This is a genomic window from Sphingobacteriaceae bacterium (assembly GCA_002319075.1).
GTDB lineage: Bacteria > Bacteroidota > Bacteroidia > B-17B0 > Aurantibacillaceae > Aurantibacillus.
On record NVQB01000001.1, the window covers coordinates 4,820,433 to 4,840,823 of the forward strand.

14 protein-coding genes are annotated in these 20,391 nt (G+C 37.3%); 8 read left to right on the plus strand and 6 right to left on the minus strand.

Going from position 1 to position 20,391, the window contains the following annotated elements; genetic code table 11:
- The first annotated feature begins 78 nt into the window (after window positions 1–78).
- The gene (locus CNR22_20865) at window positions 79–603 is read left to right on the plus strand and encodes an NADPH-dependent FMN reductase (protein ID PBQ34122.1); all 525 of its coding nucleotides are present in this window, start codon (window positions 79–81) and stop codon (window positions 601–603) included.
- On the opposite strand, the gene CNR22_20870 is transcribed toward CNR22_20865, so the two are convergent.
- Window positions 600–1,058 carry an ABC transporter ATPase gene (locus CNR22_20870; protein PBQ34123.1) on the minus strand — a complete coding sequence of 153 codons (459 nt, stop codon included), beginning with the start codon at window positions 1,056–1,058 and terminating at the stop codon, window positions 600–602. The genes CNR22_20865 and CNR22_20870 overlap by 4 nt on opposite strands.
- A 3-nt stretch (window positions 1,059–1,061) precedes the next feature.
- The gene (locus tag CNR22_20875; protein PBQ34124.1) at window positions 1,062–2,417 is read right to left on the minus strand and encodes an adenylosuccinate lyase; all 1,356 of its coding nucleotides are present in this window, start codon (window positions 2,415–2,417) and stop codon (window positions 1,062–1,064) included.
- Between the two features lie 136 nt (window positions 2,418–2,553).
- On the opposite strand from CNR22_20875, the gene CNR22_20880 reads away from it, so the two are divergent.
- Together CNR22_20880 and CNR22_20885 are read left to right on the plus strand one after the other, a co-directional pair.
- Complete coding sequence (locus tag CNR22_20880; protein PBQ34125.1) at window positions 2,554–3,900, plus strand: tRNA (N(6)-L-threonylcarbamoyladenosine(37)-C(2))-methylthiotransferase MtaB; 1,347 nt, start codon at window positions 2,554–2,556, stop codon at window positions 3,898–3,900.
- A gap of 34 nt (window positions 3,901–3,934) precedes the next feature.
- Window positions 3,935–5,377, plus strand: coding sequence for a hypothetical protein (locus CNR22_20885; protein PBQ34126.1), 1,443 nt, complete (start codon window positions 3,935–3,937; stop codon window positions 5,375–5,377).
- A gap of 71 nt (window positions 5,378–5,448) precedes the next feature.
- Here the strand turns inward: CNR22_20885 and CNR22_20890 are convergent, their stop codons facing one another.
- Window positions 5,449–6,246, minus strand: a complete 798-nt coding sequence (locus tag CNR22_20890) for a peptidase M48 (protein ID PBQ34127.1) — start codon at window positions 6,244–6,246, stop codon at window positions 5,449–5,451.
- Between the two features lie 60 nt (window positions 6,247–6,306).
- Window positions 6,307–6,597 carry a Clp protease ClpS gene (locus tag CNR22_20895; GenBank protein PBQ34968.1) on the minus strand — a complete coding sequence of 97 codons (291 nt, stop codon included), beginning with the start codon at window positions 6,595–6,597 and terminating at the stop codon, window positions 6,307–6,309.
- 192 nt (window positions 6,598–6,789) lie between these two features.
- Between CNR22_20895 and CNR22_20900 the strand changes: the two genes are divergently transcribed.
- On the plus strand, window positions 6,790–9,033 hold the full coding sequence (locus tag CNR22_20900; GenBank protein PBQ34128.1) for a hypothetical protein: 2,244 nt from the start codon (window positions 6,790–6,792) through the stop codon (window positions 9,031–9,033).
- A 65-nt stretch (window positions 9,034–9,098) separates the two neighbouring features.
- Here CNR22_20900 and CNR22_20905 read toward each other — a convergent pair whose 3' ends face one another.
- Window positions 9,099–11,651 carry a Clp protease ClpC gene (locus CNR22_20905; GenBank protein PBQ34129.1) on the minus strand — a complete coding sequence of 851 codons (2,553 nt, stop codon included), beginning with the start codon at window positions 11,649–11,651 and terminating at the stop codon, window positions 9,099–9,101.
- A 30-nt stretch (window positions 11,652–11,681) separates the two neighbouring features.
- A complete protein-coding gene (locus CNR22_20910) occupies window positions 11,682–11,906 on the minus strand; it encodes a hypothetical protein (GenBank protein ID PBQ34130.1) in 225 nt (74 codons plus the stop codon).
- A 29-nt stretch (window positions 11,907–11,935) separates the two neighbouring features.
- Here CNR22_20910 and CNR22_20915 point away from each other — a divergent pair, with 29 nt between their 5' ends.
- The 4 genes from CNR22_20915 to CNR22_20930 all read left to right on the plus strand — a co-directional run bounded on the left by CNR22_20915 (window position 11,936) and on the right by CNR22_20930 (window position 20,331).
- Complete coding sequence (locus CNR22_20915) at window positions 11,936–14,503, plus strand: DNA gyrase subunit A (GenBank protein ID PBQ34131.1); 2,568 nt, start codon at window positions 11,936–11,938, stop codon at window positions 14,501–14,503.
- A 251-nt stretch (window positions 14,504–14,754) separates the two neighbouring features.
- Entirely contained in the window at window positions 14,755–17,616 is a 2,862-nt protein-coding gene (locus CNR22_20920) for a peptidase M16 (GenBank protein ID PBQ34132.1), read from the plus strand.
- 118 nt (window positions 17,617–17,734) lie between these two features.
- Entirely contained in the window at window positions 17,735–18,889 is a 1,155-nt protein-coding gene (locus CNR22_20925) for a hypothetical protein (protein PBQ34133.1), read from the plus strand.
- An 89-nt stretch (window positions 18,890–18,978) separates the two neighbouring features.
- Window positions 18,979–20,331 (plus strand): hypothetical protein, encoded by a 1,353-nt coding sequence (locus CNR22_20930; protein ID PBQ34134.1) that lies wholly within the window; start codon window positions 18,979–18,981, stop codon window positions 20,329–20,331.
- The last annotated feature ends 60 nt before the right edge of the window (window positions 20,332–20,391 follow it).

Genomic DNA, 20,391 nt, shown 5'->3' on the forward strand with positions numbered 1-20,391 from the left:
TAAATTAATTACCGACTTTACGCGACCTTAGTTTTAAACAAATCGGTGAAAAAATTCACAGGATGTTGATAAATTTTTATGAAGAAGATCGTCGTTGTAAGCTGCACCAATCGCCCAAATAGTAACACCTTAAAGGTTAGTAAGATATATGAAAATATCTTAAAGACATTCCATGCGAATGTGAGCGTTCTTGACTTTACAATGCTTCCCGAAAATCTTGCTTTTGGCGAAACATTTGGTAAGAGAAGCGACCAATACGCCAGGCTGATCGACGAATATGTAAGCACTGTTTCCAAGTTTATTTTTATAATACCTGAATACAATGGCAGTTTCCCTGGAATTTTAAAAACTTTTCTCGACAGTATGCATCCGAAGGAATGGGCAAATAAAGATGCCTGCTTGGTTGGTATTGCCGATGGAAGAGCCGGAAATCTTAGAGGGATGGAGCATTTAACTGGAATTCTTCAATACCTGAAAATGCATGTTTACCACGATAAACTTCCTATCTCAATAGTGAATAAGATGATGGATGCAGATGGAAATTTTTCTGAAGGGCAGATGAAGGTCTGTATGGCACAGGTGGAGGGCTTTCTGCAGTTTTAAACTTTGGTCAGATATTTACTTAACCAGGTATCTCGCAAAGCTTGTTCCCATTTTAAAAACTCATTTTCGTTAGCAACTGCTGTGTTGTAAACCACTGTATTTTCGGTAATAAGACCTTCTTCTAACAACTCTTTCACTTTGCCTGAATGAACCACTTCTAAATTTTCCCCGTTTTTATAAGCGATGTAAAAACGATTCAGGAGTTCAATTCCTAAGTTCGCCTCGGTTTCTTTTATAAAACGGGTAAGCTTGTCAATACTGCAACCACTGGCATTGGCAACATCCTCATCAACTGTTACAACGATTATTCTGTTTTTAAAAATTTTAAAATCAGCGCTTAATTTATTTTCATGTGCAGTCCAGCTGGTCACAAATTTTTTTCCTTCGCTAACCAGGTTCTCTAATTGTTCCTGACTTAAAGGCTTGCTAATGATGTATGTCCAGACTCTGTTCATGATTTAAAAATTAGGATTGGTACCTGTGTAATTATGAGGAGTGATTGCTTTTAATTCTTTTTTTATTGCATCAGAAACATTTAATCCGCCAATAAATTCATGCATGGATTCTTGTGTAATGTGAGTATTGGTGCGCGTAAGGTCTTTTAAAGCTTCATAAGGCTTAGGATAGCCTTCTCTTCGTAAAATGGTTTGAATGGCTTCAGCAACCACCGCCCAGTTGTTTTCAAGGTCTTCTTTAAGCGCCCCTTCGTTAAGAATTAATTTATTTAATCCTTTTAGAATACTGGAGTAGGAAATAAGAGAGTGGGCAAGTGGCACACCAATGTTACGAAGTACTGTACTATCTGTTAAGTCTCTTTGCAGGCGAGATACCGGAAGTTTTACAGAAAGGTGTTCCAATAAGGCATTTGCAATTCCTAAATTTCCTTCCGCATTTTCAAAATCGATAGGATTTACCTTGTGAGGCATAGCAGATGAACCAACTTCTCCGGCTTTTAATTTCTGCTTAAAATAATCCATGCTCACATAAGTCCATACATCACGAGAAAAATCGATAAGTATTGTATTTATACGTTTTAAAGCATCAAAATAAGCACCAATGTTATCGTAGTGTTCAATTTGTGTGGTGAATTGTGAACGGCTTAATCCCAAAGTTTTATTTACAAAATCATTTCCAAATGCTATCCAGTTGTTTGTAGGATAAGCTACCTGGTGGGCGTTAAAATTTCCGGTAGCGCCACCAAATTTAGCGGAAAAAGGAATTTTTGTAAGTTGGTCGAGTTGATTGTTCAAGCGCTCCACAAATACGTAAAACTCTTTTCCAAGCTTGGTTGGAGAGGCAGGCTGCCCGTGAGTTCGGGCCAACAAAGTGACGTCTTTCCAATCACGGCTAAAACTCGTAATTTTTTCGATAATGCCCTTAATAGCAGGTACCAGAACGTTTTCAGAAGCCTCTTTTAATGAAAGAGGGATACTGGTGTTATTGATGTCCTGCGAGGTTAAACCAAAATGTACAAATTCTGTATAGGTGGATAAATTAAGTTCTTCGAGCTTTTCTTTGATAAAGTATTCTACCGCTTTAACATCATGGTTAGTTGTTTTTTCGGTGTCCTTGACTTTCAAGGCGTTTTCAAGCGTGAAATTTTTATAAATGTTTCTTAAAGATTCTTTTTGTGAAGCATTCATCTCTGGTAATTGAGGTAAGCCGGCCTGAGATAAAGCAATAAAATATTCAATTTCTACCAACACACGGTATTTGATTAATCCGTACTCTGAAAAATAAATATCAAGAGCTTCTGTAGTTTTTCTATAACGACCGTCAACAGGTGAAATTGCGGTTAATGCATTTAATTCCATAAAATTTAAAAGAGGATAAAGATACTATAAAATCAAGGCTTTTACAAACAAATAAAAAACCGGAAAGTCTGCTTAGCAGGCCGATCGATCATTCAAATTGACACGGTATTTTTTAAAAAAGTAGTATCTTTGCCGCATGTCTTTCTCCGGTAAAACAGTCGCTTTTCACACATTGGGTTGTAAACTCAATTTTTCCGAAACATCTACCATAGCACGTCTATTCCAGGAAAAAGGATTTGAGAAAAAAACATTTAATGATGCTGCAGATGTTTACGTGATAAACACATGTTCTGTAACGGAGAATGCTGACAGGGAATGCAAGGCGATCGTTAAAGGGGCGCTTGCTAAAAATCCTGAAGCCTTTATTGCAGTTGTAGGATGTTATGCTCAGCTAAAGCCCGAAGAGATTTCGAGGATAGAAGGTGTAGATGTGGTTTTGGGAGCTACCGAAAAATTTAAATTATTAAACTACATAGATCTTAGCGGAAAACAAACGCACGCGCAAATTCACAATTGTGAAATTTCTGAGGCTGATTTTTTTGTGGGAGCCTATAGCGCCAATGATCGTACGCGTTCGTTTTTAAAGGTGCAGGATGGTTGTGATTACAGCTGTACTTTTTGTACTATTCCCTTGGCAAGAGGAAAGAGTAGAAGTGATACTATTGAAAATGTGTTGACAAATGCAAAAAAGATTGCAGAGAGCGGAGTTAAAGAAATTGTTTTAACAGGCGTAAATATTGGCGATTTCGGCTATGGTCAATTTATTGATGGCGACATAAAGAAGCGAAAAGAATATACTTTTTTTGATCTTGTAAAAGCCTTAGACCAGGTGGATGGAATCGAACGCTTACGCGTTTCTTCTATTGAGCCTAATTTATTAAAGGATGAGATCATTTCTTTCGTAAGTGAATCTAATCGCTTTGTACCGCATTTTCACATGCCTTTGCAAAGTGGCAGCAATCCTGTTTTAAAAATGATGAAACGTCGGTATGTAAAGGAGCTTTACGCCGAACGTGTAGAAAAAATTAAAACTCTGATGCCAGACTGTTGTATTGGTGTAGATGTTATTGTTGGTTTTCCCGGAGAAACGGACGAGCATTTTATGGAGACTTATAATTTTCTGAATACTCTTGATATTTCTTACCTGCATATTTTTACATATAGCGAACGTGATAACACCGAAGCTATTCATTTGCCCGGAGTTATTCCTATTCCTGAAAGAAAGCGCAGAAACAAAATGCTTCGTATTCTATCCGCTAAAAAATTGCGTTCTTTTTATGAAAAACAGAAAGGCAAAGAATTAACCGTGATTTTTGAATACGAAAACAAGGAAGGGTTTATGTACGGCTTTACACAAAATTATGTGAAAGTGAAAATGCCTTACGATCTCTCGCTTTGTAATACGCCTTTACCAGTTACAGTAAAAGATTTTGATGAAGATGGCAATATGACTTGTCTCCTGGCTAAAAAAATACTCGCATAAAACTTTTCAGTTTTCTATTAATCCCAAAACAAATATGAATACATTTTTACGACTTGCATCTCTGTTATGCATTGTGTGGCCTTTTACGGTTAGCAGTCAAACTTTTTATAATCCCGACATAGTATGGATGGAAAACATTGCTAACCCTTATAATATTCAAATATTAAAAGTAAGCCATGATTCAGCCTTTATTTTTCTGAACGACAAAATATGGTTAAAGGATCTTGCAAGCGGAAAACGCCTGGGGGAAGTAAAGCTGCCAAAAGAAAATTATAGTTACGGCGATCAACGTTTTATGAAGTTTTTTAATTCTGGCAACATGATAGAAATTGTTTCCGTTGAAAGATCGGGCCAAAGTGTTTCGATTACAAAACAAATTCTGACGAATAGTCTTGAACTAAAAGAAACAGGTAAACGTTTTTCATTCGATTTAGTGAAAGACATTCCCGCACAGATCAAAATCATGGAAAGAGAAAATTATTATGAAATACTTGTAAGAGGAGGCTGCGCCATGAGTTATGGCAACTATAAAGACCACTATTTTTCATTAACTACTGTAGATAAAAATCTTAATATGATTGACCAGTTTGTTTTTTCGGTGCCTGAAAAAAGTTACGTGCATAGCTTTATACCAGAGAAATTGTATTCGAATGCTATTGCTTATGAACTATTGATAAATTATAATGATCCGGAATTTTTTAGACACGTCATATTATTTCCGGATACTAAAGGAAAGATACTTGAAGTGAATACAAATAAATTCGCAAATTATTTCAATTTTGTAAAAGTGCAGGAGGCTGCAGATTTTACCTACGGCTATTGTTTTAAGTTAGACAAAACGGCAAAAGAAGAGTATGTGGTGAGCATGCGTAAATTCGAAATTAAAAATAGTTCAAAAGCTCTTAATCTTTTGCAAAAAGATCTTTTCGTTAAAGACTTTTCTTTTGTGAATGTGAGTAATCTGTGCACAAAATCAGTCGTAGCAGATGGACGGGCTAGATTATTGGTTTATCCTATGGACTACAGAGTGGGCGGATTTAACGGATCTTCGATAGGACATGTTACTTATATGGATTTTAAGAATGACACCCTGCTTAATAACTACAACCTGCCTTTCCATACAAAAATAGGTCTTAATCCATGGGGACACCTGGATATGTGTTTCGCAGCGGCTGGTGATAGAATTTTGTTAGCCTATAACGATGATCCTGAAAATACTAACCTGGCCAGCCCAAAAGACTTTGATAAAATAAAACCTATCAACACGGATAAAGTAAATTATGGTCCTGTGTTTTACAGATTTTTTGCGGAAGGAGGTTTTAATAAAAACGCATTAAAAGACAGGGTAGAAGATGATTTTTATAAAGGAATACTTGAGCCGAACGGTGTTTACAATGACAACAAGGGAAACTTTTATTTTCCTTTCTGGAACCGTTCAAATAAAAAAGAATACATTGTTAAATTATCTACTGAGTAAATAGTTTATGAAAGCTAAGCTATTCTGAGTTAAAAAAAGCGGTCCTGATTTTATCGGGACCGCTTTTTTTATTATTGCGGCTTGTAATATTTTTTAGCTTCCGGCATATAAGCTTTCAAATCTTTTATACGCGTTTCGTCGCTCGGGTGAGTGCTTAATAATTCGGGTGGTTTTTGTCCACCGCCACTTGCAGCCATTCTTTCCCAAAAAGCTATAGCAACTTCAGGATCATATCCGGCCATAGCTGCGAAAATTAATCCCATTTTATCCGCTTCGGTTTCGTGACTGCGACTGTATTTTAGTGTCCCTAAGGTTGAACCAACGCCGTAAGCCTGGGCGAAAACCTGTTGCGTTAGAGCAGGTTTTTGTGACAGGGCTATTGAAAGCCCGGTGCCGATGCCTTGTACAAGCATAGCAGAACTCATACGCTGACTTCCATGTCTGGCTATTGCGTGGGCAATTTCATGACCCATTACCACGGCCAGACTTTGTTCGTCTTTGGTTACAGGTAACAAGCCCGTATAAACTACTACTTTTCCGCCAGGCATACACCAGGCATTAACATCTGGTTGATCTACGACATTAAAAGCCCATTGAAATCCTTCCAGATCTTTTGTGGCATTTTTCTGAGCATAAAATTGTTCAACTGCTTTTTGAATTCTGGTTCCACAACTCCTTACCATACTGACTCTTGGGTCGGTGGCAGGTAGTGGCGGGTTTTGCGCGAGAAATTTATCGTACTCTGTTAAACTCATATTGATCATTTCTGATTCAGAAACAAGTTGCAGCGACTTTTTACCGGTTACTGCATTGGTTTGGCAGCCGTAAAATAATACGACGCTAAGTATAGATAGGGAAATAGTCTTCATAGTTAAATTTTGTTTTTACATGCAAGATTGAGGCCAGTTGGCGCATGTTACCATTACTAATTAGTCTTCGATTTTTGCCGACAAACCTCTTTCCAATAACGCTTCGCAAAGTGGTTTGAGAACTTTGAAGGTGCCATTTTTAACCACACATTTACCGGTATAGTGAACAAGGTAAGTGCATTGTTCAGCCTGAATAGCGTCGTGTTTACAGACCTTTATCAGCGATTCAGAAACAAAGTCAAAAGTATTTACATCGTCGTTGTAAAGAATAAGCGCTTTCACAGCCTCCTCTTTTGTTACGGTCTCCGTAATTTCCAATTCCAGGATATCTGGTTCGTTAAAGGTTATCATTTTTAATAAATCGGTAAACAAAAGTACAAAAAAAATTCCGCCCGCAAAAGAGGCTGTTTCTTAGCCTCCACACACAATGCGCAACATATTAGAGTGTGATTTTGCGGCCTTGGACGAAATTGTATTTAACCTGATGTTTTTTTATATATTTTAGCTTTTACACACGTACCATTCTTAACCCAAATATTTCTGATGAATAGAACAATAAGTAGTATAGGACTTCGCACACTTTTTTGCATTATTAGCGTTATTATTCCGCGAAAATTCTTAGCACAATCCACTGGTGTTTGCGGATCGGTGTCACCTTGTGACTTGGTTCAGAACGGTGGGTTTGAAAATAACTCCGGCTGTGGCTCCACGTTAAATTCAGCTACTTTAGCTTCTTGTTGGCTGGCAAGTTCTTTGTCTCCCGATTTATTTGTAAGAGGCTGCACAACTAGCACTCCTCCCGCGAATCTTGGAAATAACACCTATAGTTCAACTATTGTTTTTGATAGTTTTAATAGTTCGCCGAACAACGCGGTTATCGGAATGGGCGGCGCAATTACTTCCGGAAATACTCAGCTCGATCTCTCAGAGAGTTTGGCAAATTATTTAGGTTCCCCAACTATAAATAACCAGGCATATACGCTTAGTTTTTGGGCTTATCAGTTTGTCGGCTCAAAATCCGATCCCGATTACATGACCAATGCCACTACTTATCCCCCACAAAGCTTTAACAGCTCTTCTGTAAGCGCGGTACTGTCGTTTGCAACTAATAGCGTATATATTTCGTCGCCTTACCAAACGTTCCCGTATCCAGGATTAACAACAATACAATCTGTAACTTTATCAAACGTGTTTAATACTTGGAAGCACTATACAATAACATTCACAGCCACCGCAGTGGCTCCCGGGAGTTGGTTATATATTGGGATGGACAAAAACCTTACTTACAACCACCTTTTAAGTTCACTTGGCATTAATGCGATTGGAGAATACTTTTTCTATACTTTGATAGATGACGTTTCGTTAAGAAAGAGTAGTGTAGCACCTCAATTAAAAATACCCTCACAAATATGCACGGGCCAAAGCCTGACTAATCTCCAACAATACGTTAACCCGCAAGGAGGTACGTTTTCCGGACCTGGCATCTCCACAATTACGGTACCTAGCACAAGTGGAACCACTACACACTATAATTTCAATTCAGCTTCCACATTAACAAATGGCATTTATGCAGTTATTTACACTTACACTGATGCAATTAATTGTCCTCAAACAGCAATACAGCAAGTGTCTGTAGGAAATACCGCTAATGGATTACCGCTGGTTTATGTGTCAAGTAGCAGTTGTGTTAATTCTGGTACTCTTTCGGTAGTATCACCAGCCGCTAATACAACCTATAGTTGGCAGCCTGGAAATTTCCAGGGGACAAGTATTATTGTAAATCCGAATTTCGTTACGAGTTATTCAGTGCTGGGGACTAATGGTAGTACATGCTACGTAGCTGGAAATAGTAAGGTGATACCTAATAAACCTTATGCACAAATAGGACTCGATGCGCAGTCGCAGTGCGCAGGAAGCTCTGTTCAATTAAACGCGACAGGCAATTTCACTTCCATTGTATGGCAGCCTGGCAACATGAATACCGCAATGGTTATAGTTTCGCCATCTGTTACAACGAACTACTCTGTTTATATCACTTCATCTGCAGGCTGCACCGTTATGTCTGTTAAAACAGTTTCAGTTTTACCTTCTAGCATTTACATTTCTGTAAGTAACCCTTCTATTTGTGCCGGCCAGGCAGCCACGCTCACAGCGTCAGGTGGAGCAAACTACTTCTGGTATCACAATCCTGTAGATTCCTTATCAAGCGTGGTATATCCATCAAGTACGACAGTGTATAGCCTAAATGGTTTAAATTCTAATAATTGCTACAGTACAGCAACTGCAACGGTTTATGTTTATAATCCTTATATATCGACCAGTCGTCCTACAACCATTTGTAAAGGCGAGTCTATAACCCTTACCGCAGTGGCAGGAGCTAACTCTTATGCATGGAATCCGCCAAACTTGTACACTCAGGCAATTACTGTTTCACCTAACATAACCACAAACTATACTGTTCAAACTACTAATTATTTTTCATCAACACCCTGCTCTTTAAGGACTACAATGCTGGTTACTGTTTTACCCTGCACTGCAATCGAGGAAGCAAAAATAAATTTTCAGTCCTTTTCGTTTTTTCCCAACCCTAATGACGGCACTTTCACCATTATTTCTGACCGGGATGAGCCAACAGAAGTTTCTATTTATAATGAAGCTGGGCAATGTGTAAAGAAACTTAATATTGGCTCAAGCAAAGATTCTTATCGGATGGTTACTGACTTGCCACCGGGATTTTATTTTTTGGAATCAAAGTGTATATACGCCAAACTCATTATCTCAAAATAAAATCCTGCTTCTGCTAACTAAAAAACCCCGGAAAAATTTTTCCGGGGTTTTTAATTTTAGAGTGTTTAAGCTTTATCTTCTTTTTTGCTTTTTTTAGTTTTAGGCTTGTGGGCACTTACAACGATTTCATCTTTTTCTTTGTTGTAATCCACTTCAATTTCATCGCCTTCAGACAAGCTGCTTTTGATGATTTCTTCTGCCATAGGATCTTCAAGGTATTTTTGAATGGCACGTTTTAATGGTCTTGCACCGTAATTCGCATCATATCCTTTTTCAACGATGTAGTCTTTTGCAGCATCTGTAATTTTGATGATGAAACCTAAGCCATTAACACGTCCGAAAAGACTTGCTAATTCGATATCTATGATTTTATGTATGTCTTCTTTTTGTAAAGAGTTAAACATGATCACATCGTCGATACGGTTTAAGAATTCAGGAGCAAAAGCTTTTTTCAAAGCACTCTCAATTACACCTTTCGATAAATCTTCTTCACCTTCTTTTCTTGTAGCTGTTCCAAAACCAACACCCACACCGAAGTCTTTTAACTGACGGGCACCAATGTTACTGGTCATGATGATGATAGTATTTTTGAAGTCGATTTTTCTTCCTAAACTATCTGTCAACATACCGTCATCCAATACTTGTAATAACATATTGAAAACATCCGGATGTGCTTTTTCTATCTCATCTAACAAGATAACAGAGTAGGGGCGACGACGCACTTTTTCAGTCAATTGTCCACCTTCTTCGTATCCAACATATCCCGGAGGCGCTCCAATTAAGCGGGTTGTAGCAAACTTCTCCATGTATTCACTCATGTCGATACGGATTAACGCATCATCATTATCAAATAAATGTTTCGCTAAAACTTTTGCCAATTGCGTTTTACCAACACCCGTAGGACCTAAGAAAATGAAAGAACCAATTGGTTTATTCGGATCTTTTAATCCAGCGCGGTTACGTTGAATAGCTTTTACCACTTTTTCAAGCGCTTTATCCTGACCAATAACTTTACCTTTTAATAAAGCATTCATCTTGATCAATTTCTCACCTTCATTCTGGTTGACACGTTGAACAGGAACACCACTCATCATACTCACTACTTCAGCAACATTCTCTTCGGTAACGGTAACACGATTTTGTTTTGTTTCTTCTTCCCATGCTTTTTTAGCAGCTTCCAATTGTGCGTGCAATTGTTTCTCTGTATCACGAAGTCTTGCGGCTTCTTCATACTTCTGGCTGCGAACCACCTGGTTTTTTAGTTCTTTTATTTCTTCAATTTTTCCTTCAATCTCAACAATGTTTTGAGGAACATTGATGTTTGTTATATGAACACGACTTCCAGCCTCATCAAGAGCATCAATTGCTTTATCCGGTAAATGTCTGTCGGTAATATATCTTGCAGTTAAAGTTACACAAGCTTTTAGAGCTTCCTCTGTGTAAGTTACATTGTGATGATCTTCGTATTTCCCTTTAATGTTATTTAAGATCTGAAGTGTCTCATCTTGTGTCGCAGGCTCGATAATTACTTTCTGAAAACGACGTTCTAAAGCACCATCTTTTTCAATATACTGACGGTACTCATCTAATGTAGTAGCGCCAATACATTGTATTTCTCCGCGCGCTAAAGCCGGTTTAAACATGTTGCTGGCATCTAAACTTCCACTTGCTCCACCTGCACCAATAATAGTATGAATTTCGTCAATGAATAAAATCACATCCGGACTTTTTTCCAATTCATTCATCACCGCTTTCATACGCTCTTCAAACTGACCACGGTATTTGGTACCAGCTACTAAAGATGCCAGATCTAAAGTCACTACACGTTTACCAAACAATACACGCGACACTTTTCTTTGAACGATGCGTAAAGCCAAACCTTCCGCAATACTTGATTTACCAACACCTGGTTCACCAATTAAAATAGGATTGTTCTTTTTACGACGCGATAAAATTTGCGATACACGTTCAATTTCTTTTTCACGACCAACTACAGGATCTAACTTTCCATCTTCAGCCATCTTGGTTAAATCTCTTCCGAAATTATCCAACACAGGTGTTTTCGATTTGCTTTCTCCTTGTTTCTTTTGAGCGCCGGCACCACTTCCGCCACCGCCAAAGGCCGATTCTTCAGCATCGTCTTCATCTCCACCTGCAGCAGAGTTTTCGATCTTGCCCGGATTCTCTAAGAACCCTTCTAATTCAGCACGCGCAGCATCATAATCTACACCGTACTTTAATAATGTTTTTGTTACAACATTGTCATTTTCTTTTAAGATGCACAACAATAAATGTTCGGTGCCTATTTGAATTGACTTAAATGTTTTTGCTTCGAGGTAAGTGAGTTTAAGCGTTTTTTCAGCTTGCTTAACCAACGGAATATTTGCAAGATTGTTAGACTTGCGTAAACCAGGAGTAAGACTTTGTTCTATGCTTCTTCTTAACTCTGCAGAATCAATTCCCAGGTTTTTTAATAAGCGCATCCCAACACCGTCTCCATCTCTGATCATTCCAAGCATTAAATGCTCAATACCTATATAATCGTGCCCTAATCGAAGAGCTTCTTCCCGGCTGTACGTAATCACGTCTTTTACCCTGGGCGAAAATTTTGCTTCCATATATCAGTTTCCTTGTTTTGTTTGGTTAAGTTACATATTTAATGCCAAAACCAAAAATAGTTCTAAATAAGTGGAAAGAGGAATTACAAAAGTGGTTTTTTTAACAAAGATTTTGTTGATAAGTTTTGGCTTTATTTGCTGATTTTTCGGTACTTTCATCGGTTCAAAAGAAGATTTTAATTGTGTTTTTTTTGCTACAAGTGTTAAATGAAATTGACTGACAAAAGAGCATAACGATTCACACAGAAACGACAAAAATTTAAGACAACAAATAGAAAACAACTATGGCAGACGGAGAGAAAATAATTCCTATTAACATTGAAGATGAAATGAAAACAGCTTACATCGATTATTCGATGTCGGTTATTGTGTCGCGCGCATTACCTGATGTAAGAGATGGATTAAAACCAGTACACAGACGTGTATTGTATGGAATGTTGGATTTAGGTGTCTTATATAACCGTCCTTATAAAAAATCTGCCCGTATTGTTGGTGAGGTATTAGGTAAATATCACCCGCATGGTGACGCGTCGGTATACGATACAATGGTGCGTATGGCGCAGGATTGGAGCCTTCGTTACATGTTGGTTGACGGTCAGGGAAATTTTGGATCTGTAGATGGTGATCCACCGGCTGCCATGCGTTATACTGAAGTACGTTTCCGCAAGATTGCGGAAGAGATGATGGCAGATATTGAAAAAGATACGGTTGATTTTCGTCCCAACTTTGACGATTCTTTAACTGAGCCAACCGTGCTTCCTACACGTATCCCTGCTTTATTAATGAATGGTTCATCTGGTATTGCCGTGGGAATGGCTACCAATATGGCTCCGCATAACCTGACAGAATGTATTAATGCTATTTTGGCATACATTGATGACAAAGAAATTGACATTGATGGATTGATGAAACATATTAAAGCTCCTGATTTTCCTACCGGCGGAACCATTTATGGTTACCAGGGGGTGAAGGATGCATTTCATACTGGTCGCGGTAGAGTAGTACTACGCGCAAAAGCAAATATTGAGCCTGTTGGTGAAAGAGAACGCATTGTTGTTACGGAAATTCCTTACCAGATCAACAAAGCTGAAATGATCAAGCGTCAGTGGGAACTTTGTAATGAAAAGAAAATTGAAGGTATAAGCGAGATTCGTGATGAGAGTAACCGTGAAGGAATGCGTATTGTTTATGAATTAAGAAGAGATGCCATGTCTAACGTGGTATTAAATAATCTTTATAAATTCTCGGCCTTACAAACCTCTTTCTCTATCAACAATGTGGTATTGGTTAAAGGCCGCCCACAAATGCTGAACCTCAAAGACATGATCCAGTATTTTGTGGAGCACCGTCATGAGGTTGTTGTTCGCAGAACAAAATACGAATTAGCACAAGCAGAGAAGCGTGCGCATATCTTACAAGGTTTATTAATTGCCATCGATCATTTAGATGAAGTAATTAAAATTATTCGTGAGAGTGAGAGTCCTGATGTTGCTCGCGATGAATTAATTTCCCGTTTCAGTTTATCAGAAATTCAATCGCGCGCGATCCTCGATATGCGTTTAAGAACTTTAACCGGACTTGAGCGTGATAAAATTAAAGCAGAGTATGAAGAGTTAATGAAAACCATTGCTCACTTGAATGATATTTTAAATAATGAGTCTTTGCGTTTCTCTATCATTCGTGAAGAGTTAGTAGAGATCAAAGAAAAATATGGCGATGAGCGTCGCACCGATATTGTTTATGCAGGAGATGATCTTCGCATAGAGGATATGATTGTAGATGAAAATGTAGTTATTACAATTTCACACATGGGTTATATGAAACGTACCAATCTTGCTGAGTACAGAGCACAAAACCGTGGCGGCAAAGGAAGTAAGGGAACAGCGACCCGTGATGAAGATTTTGTAGAGCACATGTTTATTGCTTCTACACATAATTACATTTTATTATTTACGGAAAAAGGTCAGGTATATTGGATTCGTGCGTACGAAGTTCCGGAAGGAAATAAAACAAGTAAGGGTAGAGCAATTCAAAATCTGATCAGCATTCAGCCTGATGATAAAGTAAAAGCATTCATTAATATTAAAGATCTGAATGATGAAGAATACATTCAGAACAACTTTATTATTTTATGTACTAAAGAAGGTATCATTAAAAAAACTTCTGTAGAAGCTTATTCCCGTCCGCGTGCTAATGGTATCAATGCCATTACTATTCGTGAAGGAGATATTTTATTAGAAGCTGCTCTAACGAATGGTAAGAACGAAATTATGCTTGCTACCAAATTGGGCAAAGTATGTCGTTTTAACGAAGAAAAAGTTCGTCCGATGGGTCGTAATGCCAGCGGTGTTATAGGAATTGATTTAAACGACGAAGAAGGCGCTAAAAATGAAGTGATAGGAATGATCTGTATTGCCGACATGAGCGCTAATGTATTGGTTGTGTCAGAAAAAGGCTATGGTAAACGTTCAGATATTGATGAATACAGAGTAACCAACCGTGGTGGAAAAGGTGTAAAAACCATTAACATTACTGATAAAACTGGAAACTTAGTGGCTATTAAATCTGTTACAGATGCTAACGATTTAATGATCATCACCAAAAACGGAATTACCATTCGTATGAACGTGAAAGATCTTCGTGTTATGGGACGCGCTACACAAGGTGTTCGTTTGATTAATATTCAGGATAACGACAGTATTGCTGCAGTAACAAAGGTAGATCATGAAGAGGATGAAGAAGTAAGCTCAGAAGGAATTATAACAGAAACCGCGGGACCAGTGGCAGAAACGCCTGAAACAGATAGTCCAGCGCAAGAGGACTCGGGTACTTCCGAAGAAAAAATCGATTAGGGATTTTAAGTTTTAAAACTAGTGAGGGAATTATCATAAAGGTAATTCCCTTTTTTATGCGCAAAAGGGGGGATATTTAATTTCTGAGTTTTATGTTAATACACCAACGGACAATATCAGTTAAAAGCGGAATCTCACAAACCGTTCAAAAAATTATCTTTATCAAAAAATTGTCCACCAAAAACAGAATCGTAATTTAGCGCCGCTGAACTAAATTTGTTTAAGTGTTCAAAAACATAAAAAACCAAACAATGACGAAAAAAATTTTACTATCAGGCGCTCTGGGTCTTTTAGGCTTTAGCGCTATGGTCGCACAACCTACATTAATAGAAAAAGTAGAAGCAAAAACAGATAAGGTGGTTATTCCCTACGAAAGATGGAAATTACCAAATGGTTTAACTATTTTATTGCATGAAGATCACTCGGATCCTGTAGTAAATATTATGGTGACGTATAAAGTAGGATCAGACCGCGAAAGTCTTGGTAAATCAGGTTTTGCGCATTTCTTTGAACATATGATGTTCCAGGGATCCAAGCACGTTGCAGACGAAGAGCATTTTAAAATGGTTTCAACTGCAGGAGGAGACATGAATGGATTTACTGAACGTGATAAAACTGTTTATTACGAAACTTTACCCTCTAATTATTTAGAAATGGGTTTATGGTTGGAGTCTGATCGTATGGGCTTTTTATTAGACTCATTAACCACAAAAAAATTCGAAAATCAACGCGATGCAGTGAAAAACGAAAAATCTCAGAACGTAGAAAATCAGCCGTATGCTATGGCTTACGTAGAAGAGATTAATAAAACACTTTACCCGGCGGGACATCCATACAGCTGGCCTGTTATTGGTTACGTTGATGATCTTAACCGCGCAAATCTTGACGATGTTAAGAATTTTTTCATGCGCTGGTATGGACCAAACAATGCTATCTTAAGTATTTCAGGAGATTTTAAATCTGCCGACGCTTTAACAATGATCGATAAATATTTTGGAGATTTAAAACCTTGTCCTGAGGTTAAAAAATTAAGAGTAGCTCCGGTAACAATTGCTACAGATAAATATACCGCTTACAGGGACAAGACTTACTTTCCATTAAACTTACGTGTATTCCCTACGGTTCCTCAATACCACCGCGACGAGCCAGCTTTAGATTTATTAGGAGCTATGATGGGACAAGGAAATAACTCTATTTTCTACAAAAACTTTGTGAAAAATAAATTAGCTGTTCAGGCAAGTGCTAATCATAATTCAGATGAACTTTCCGGAGAATTTACTATTGATATTTTTGCCTATCCACCGGATGATTATAACCTTGAAAAATTATTTACAGACATTGATGCAAGAGTAAAAAGTACAATTGATACGTTTGGAATAGTTGGTATTACGGATGAAGCTTTGGCCAGAGCCAAAGGTCAGATTGAAACAAGCGCTTACGATCAAATGAATTCTGTTTGGGGTAAAAATGCAACCATCTCTGAGTGGGAGCGTTTATTGGGTAAATCATCAAATGTTTCAGACGAAATTGACCGTTATACCCGCGTAACCAAAGAAGATATCACGCGTGTATTCAACAAATACATTAAAGGCTCGGGAGCAGCCGTATTAAATACGTATCCAATCGTAGATCCTAAAGATTCTGTAAAAAGTGTGAATCCATATGCTGGGCAAACATTTCCCGCAAATCCTGAATACAATGGATTATCTTACACTGCGGCTGTTGAAAAATTCAACAGAGGGCAAAGACCAGTTGCTGGCGCTGAAAAAACAGTGAAAGTTCCTGATTACTTTTCAAGCAAAATGAAAAATGGATTAAACATTGTTGGAACAAAAAACACAGAAACTCCTGAGGTTACTATCGTTATCACGATGGAAGGTGGTAGTCTTGTGCTTACTGCTGATAAGTTGAAAAAATTGGGCGTTGCTGAACTAACAGCTAGCATGTTGAATGAAGGAACTAAAAATTTCACAACGGAAGAAATTAGTTCTAAACTTGATGTATTAGGAAGTTCAATCGGATTTTTTGCAGGAAAATCAGCTACAACCATTCGCGTTACCACTTTGAAAAAGAATCTGGATGCAACTTTAAAAATTCTGGAGGAAAAACTATTAAATCCTGGTTTCCGTGATGAGGATTTTAAACTTGCCAAGAAACAATATAAAGAAAGCGTGAGAGACGAAGAAACAAACGCAAATACAACAGCTTCTAAAATGTTTGCTTTCTCTATGTATGGTAACTCTGTAATGGGATTATCACCAACTACAAAATCGATTGACAATATAGAACTGGCAGATGTTAAAGAGTATTACGCCAATTATTATTCACCATCGGTGAGTAACCTTGTTTTAGTGGGCGATATTGAAGAAAAAGATGCTTTGGCAAAACTTGATTTTTTAAATAAATGGGCTGCGAAGGACGTAGCAATACAACCAGTTGTTGAACCAGTTACTCCAACAGAACCACGTTTCTTTATCTATAACAAAGCATTAGCGCCATCTTCCATTATCACTATGGGATACCCGTCGTTAAAGTTTGATGCAACCGGTGATTACTACAAAAACAGAATTGCGAACTTTGTTTTTGGTGGAGCATTCAATAGCCGTTTAAACTTAAATCTTCGTGAGGACAAAGGGTACACTTATGGTATCCGTTCAGGATTTAATGGTGGAAAATACAGTGGAACCTTTCAGATTTCAGCAGCTGTTAAAAGAAGCGCTACTGCTTTGTCTTTAGCAGAAATTATTAAAGAGTTTAAAAAGTATGAAGCAAGCGGGATTACAGATGCTGAACTTGCCTATACAAAAAGTGCTCTTTTAAACACTGAAGCAATCAAATATGAAGATCCTTATCAAAAAGCAGATTTTCTTTCTACAATTGCCAGATTTAACCTTGAAAAAGATTATACTGTTAAACAGAATCAAATCCTTAAAAACATGACAAAGGATGATTTAAATCAACAAATTAAAAAGTACTTCGACTCTAACAAGCTTACCACAGTGGTAGTAGGTGATAAATGGATAATCGAAAGTCAATTAGACAAAGAGGCTAAAAACGCTAATAACAAAGAGGTACTAAATAAGGTTAAATTAAAGAAAATATCTATTGATTAATTTATGTAAATAAGCAATCTTTGCGTCTATATATAAATTAATGTAAACTCACAAAAAATAAAAACCACTAAGTTGAAAAAGCTTAGTGGTTTTTTTTAAATTCTATAAAATAAAAAACATGAAAAATCTGATCACCCTGGTATTTATCTCTTTAACCTCAATTGCATTTGCGCAAAATATGCAGGTTCAGAATATGGCTAATTACTTAAGAAATAAAGATTATGTAAAAGCAAAGGAATCGGCTGATGCGGCGGCGGTTCATGAAACAACAAAAAATAGTGCAAAAATGTGGTTGTACAGAGGAAATGTATATAAGGCTATTTATAGCGATACCTCTAAAAAAATACGTGAAATCGACGCGATGGCAGAGGAGAAAGCACTTGAAGCATACATTAACTGCTTTAAATTTGATAAGGAAAAAATCTACATCGATAATGTTAACAGCGACAACGCGAAAGGAAGTTTGGTATCTGCAGCGGCGGCCACAAAACGCAAGGCTGGTTTCTATTCTTATAATAAAGAATATGAAAAAGCGTTGTATTGTTATGATTTGTTAGAACAGGCTCTTCCATTCGATTTTGACCAGGGCATGAAACGCCAGAATATTACCAAAGAAAAAATCATGTTCGAAAAATTCGAAATGTATAAATCTGCCGCTAATAAAGAAAAAACAAAAGAATACGCCGGCAAATTGATGGACATGAAGTATAAGGATGTTAAGATTTATACTGATATGATTAAACTTTCTTTATTAGATAAAGATACTGCCAGTGCCTTAAGTTACATCGATAAAGGAAAGTTGATGTTTGAAGATAATATGAGTCTGGTTGGAACCGAGATTGACATTTACATGGCACGTAAGAAAACAGATGTTTTAAAAGATAAATTAAAAGCTGCAATTGAAATTGCTCCCGATAATGAAGTACTGCATGTTGTTTTAGCCGACGTTTACAGAAGAACAGGAAAATTTGAAGATGCTGAAAAAGAATATCTTAAAGCACTTGAATTAAAATCTGATTATGAACCTGCCAATTATAATCTTGGGGTGTTATATTACAGCCAGGCCAAAGAGTGGAATGATAAATTAAACGCTCTTGCCATGAAAGATCCTAAAACAAAAGAATACGAAAGTAAATCGAACGAATATTTTAAGAAATCTGTCACTTATTTTGAATCTTCTTACGAGGTAACTAAAGATGCTAATACCAAGAAAATTCTACGCCAGATTACTTTAAGATTAGGTGATACTGAAAAAGCAGAAAAATATAAATAATGACTTAGAGCTTACTTCACTATTAAACGGAATAAGAAGCTCACAATTCACCTGGCGATTATAAATAAACAAAGATCTAAAAACAAACAATGAAATATTCAAGCGTAATTTTAATCTCATCTGTTCTCATAGCAACAAGCACATTTGCTCAGAAAAGTAAAGTGCAAACAGCATGGAGAGGTCTTAGTGACTATGAAGAAACGGTTACAGAGGGAAAACCAAACATAAGCTATCTTACCAAGGCAAAAGAAGCTATTGATTTGGCACTGGCAAATGAAGATACCAAGAAACAGGCTAAGACGCACGCCTATAAATTACGTATCAGTTACGCTCAGTTTCAATACGATCTCGATCAGGAGAGAAAAAGACTGGAACCCAGTATCTCAGATAAAAATGAGCGCCTGATGACAGCCTATGGAAATATTGGGTTAACTGATTTTGAGGCAGCTTCTGAAGAACTAAATCTTATAAAAGATCTGGACCCAAAGTTTTTAGAAACCATTCAAAATGGTTTGGAAAAAGGTGTCTCTGCTTTGGATGAAGACGAACTAAAATTTGCACTTGCTGCGCAGCAGTTAAAAATGGAAGCGGGAAATATTGCTTCCGGAAAATACAAAGCAAAAAAATACGATGAAGCTGCGGATTACTTTTATAAAACGGCTGTAATCAATACAGTACTTTACAAAACAAAAGACACAGCCAATTTTTACAATGCCTGCATTGCTGCAGCTAAAACGAAGAATAACGACAAGATTCTTGAGTACAACAAGAAAATGGTGGATGTGAAAATAGCCTCACCCTACAATTACGAAGCTATGTATCAATCACAGCTTGCAAAAGGAGACACGGCTTTAGGACTTGAAACTCTTAAAAAAGGAAGAACTGCTTTTCCAGACGACATTGGTTTGTTAACCCAGGAAACCAATTTGTTTTTATCAAAAGGGCGTCAAGAAGAGGCTTTGGCAAATCTAAAAGTGTCTATTGAAAAAGATTCTAAGAATGCCTTGTTTTATTTTATAATCGGGCAGATTTACGAAAACATGGCAAACCCAAAAGATAAAGTAACTGGTAAAGATTTAGAGAAACCTAAAAATTTTAATGAGCTGTTTACTAGTTCTGAAGAAAATTATTTAAAGGCCATTGATCTTAATCCTTCAAACAAAGAGTATTTGTATAATTCGCTGTATAATCTTGGAGCCATGTATAACAACTATGGTGGTTATCTTTCTACCCGTAAAATTGAAAAGATTACAGATATGGCGAAATACCAAAAAGAAAATGAGGCTAATGCACAAGTTTATTATAAAAAAGCTATTCCTTACCTGGAACGTGCTTTAGCGATTAAGAGCGATGATCGTGCTACAATGTCGGCACTTCGTAAACTTTATCTTTTAACTGGAGATAATGCTAAAGCGGTAGAGATGAGTAATAAGCTTAAGTAGGCTTCTGCTGAGGGTATCGCTACCTTCCGCGTAACTTTTTGACGGAAAAGTTTTGACAAG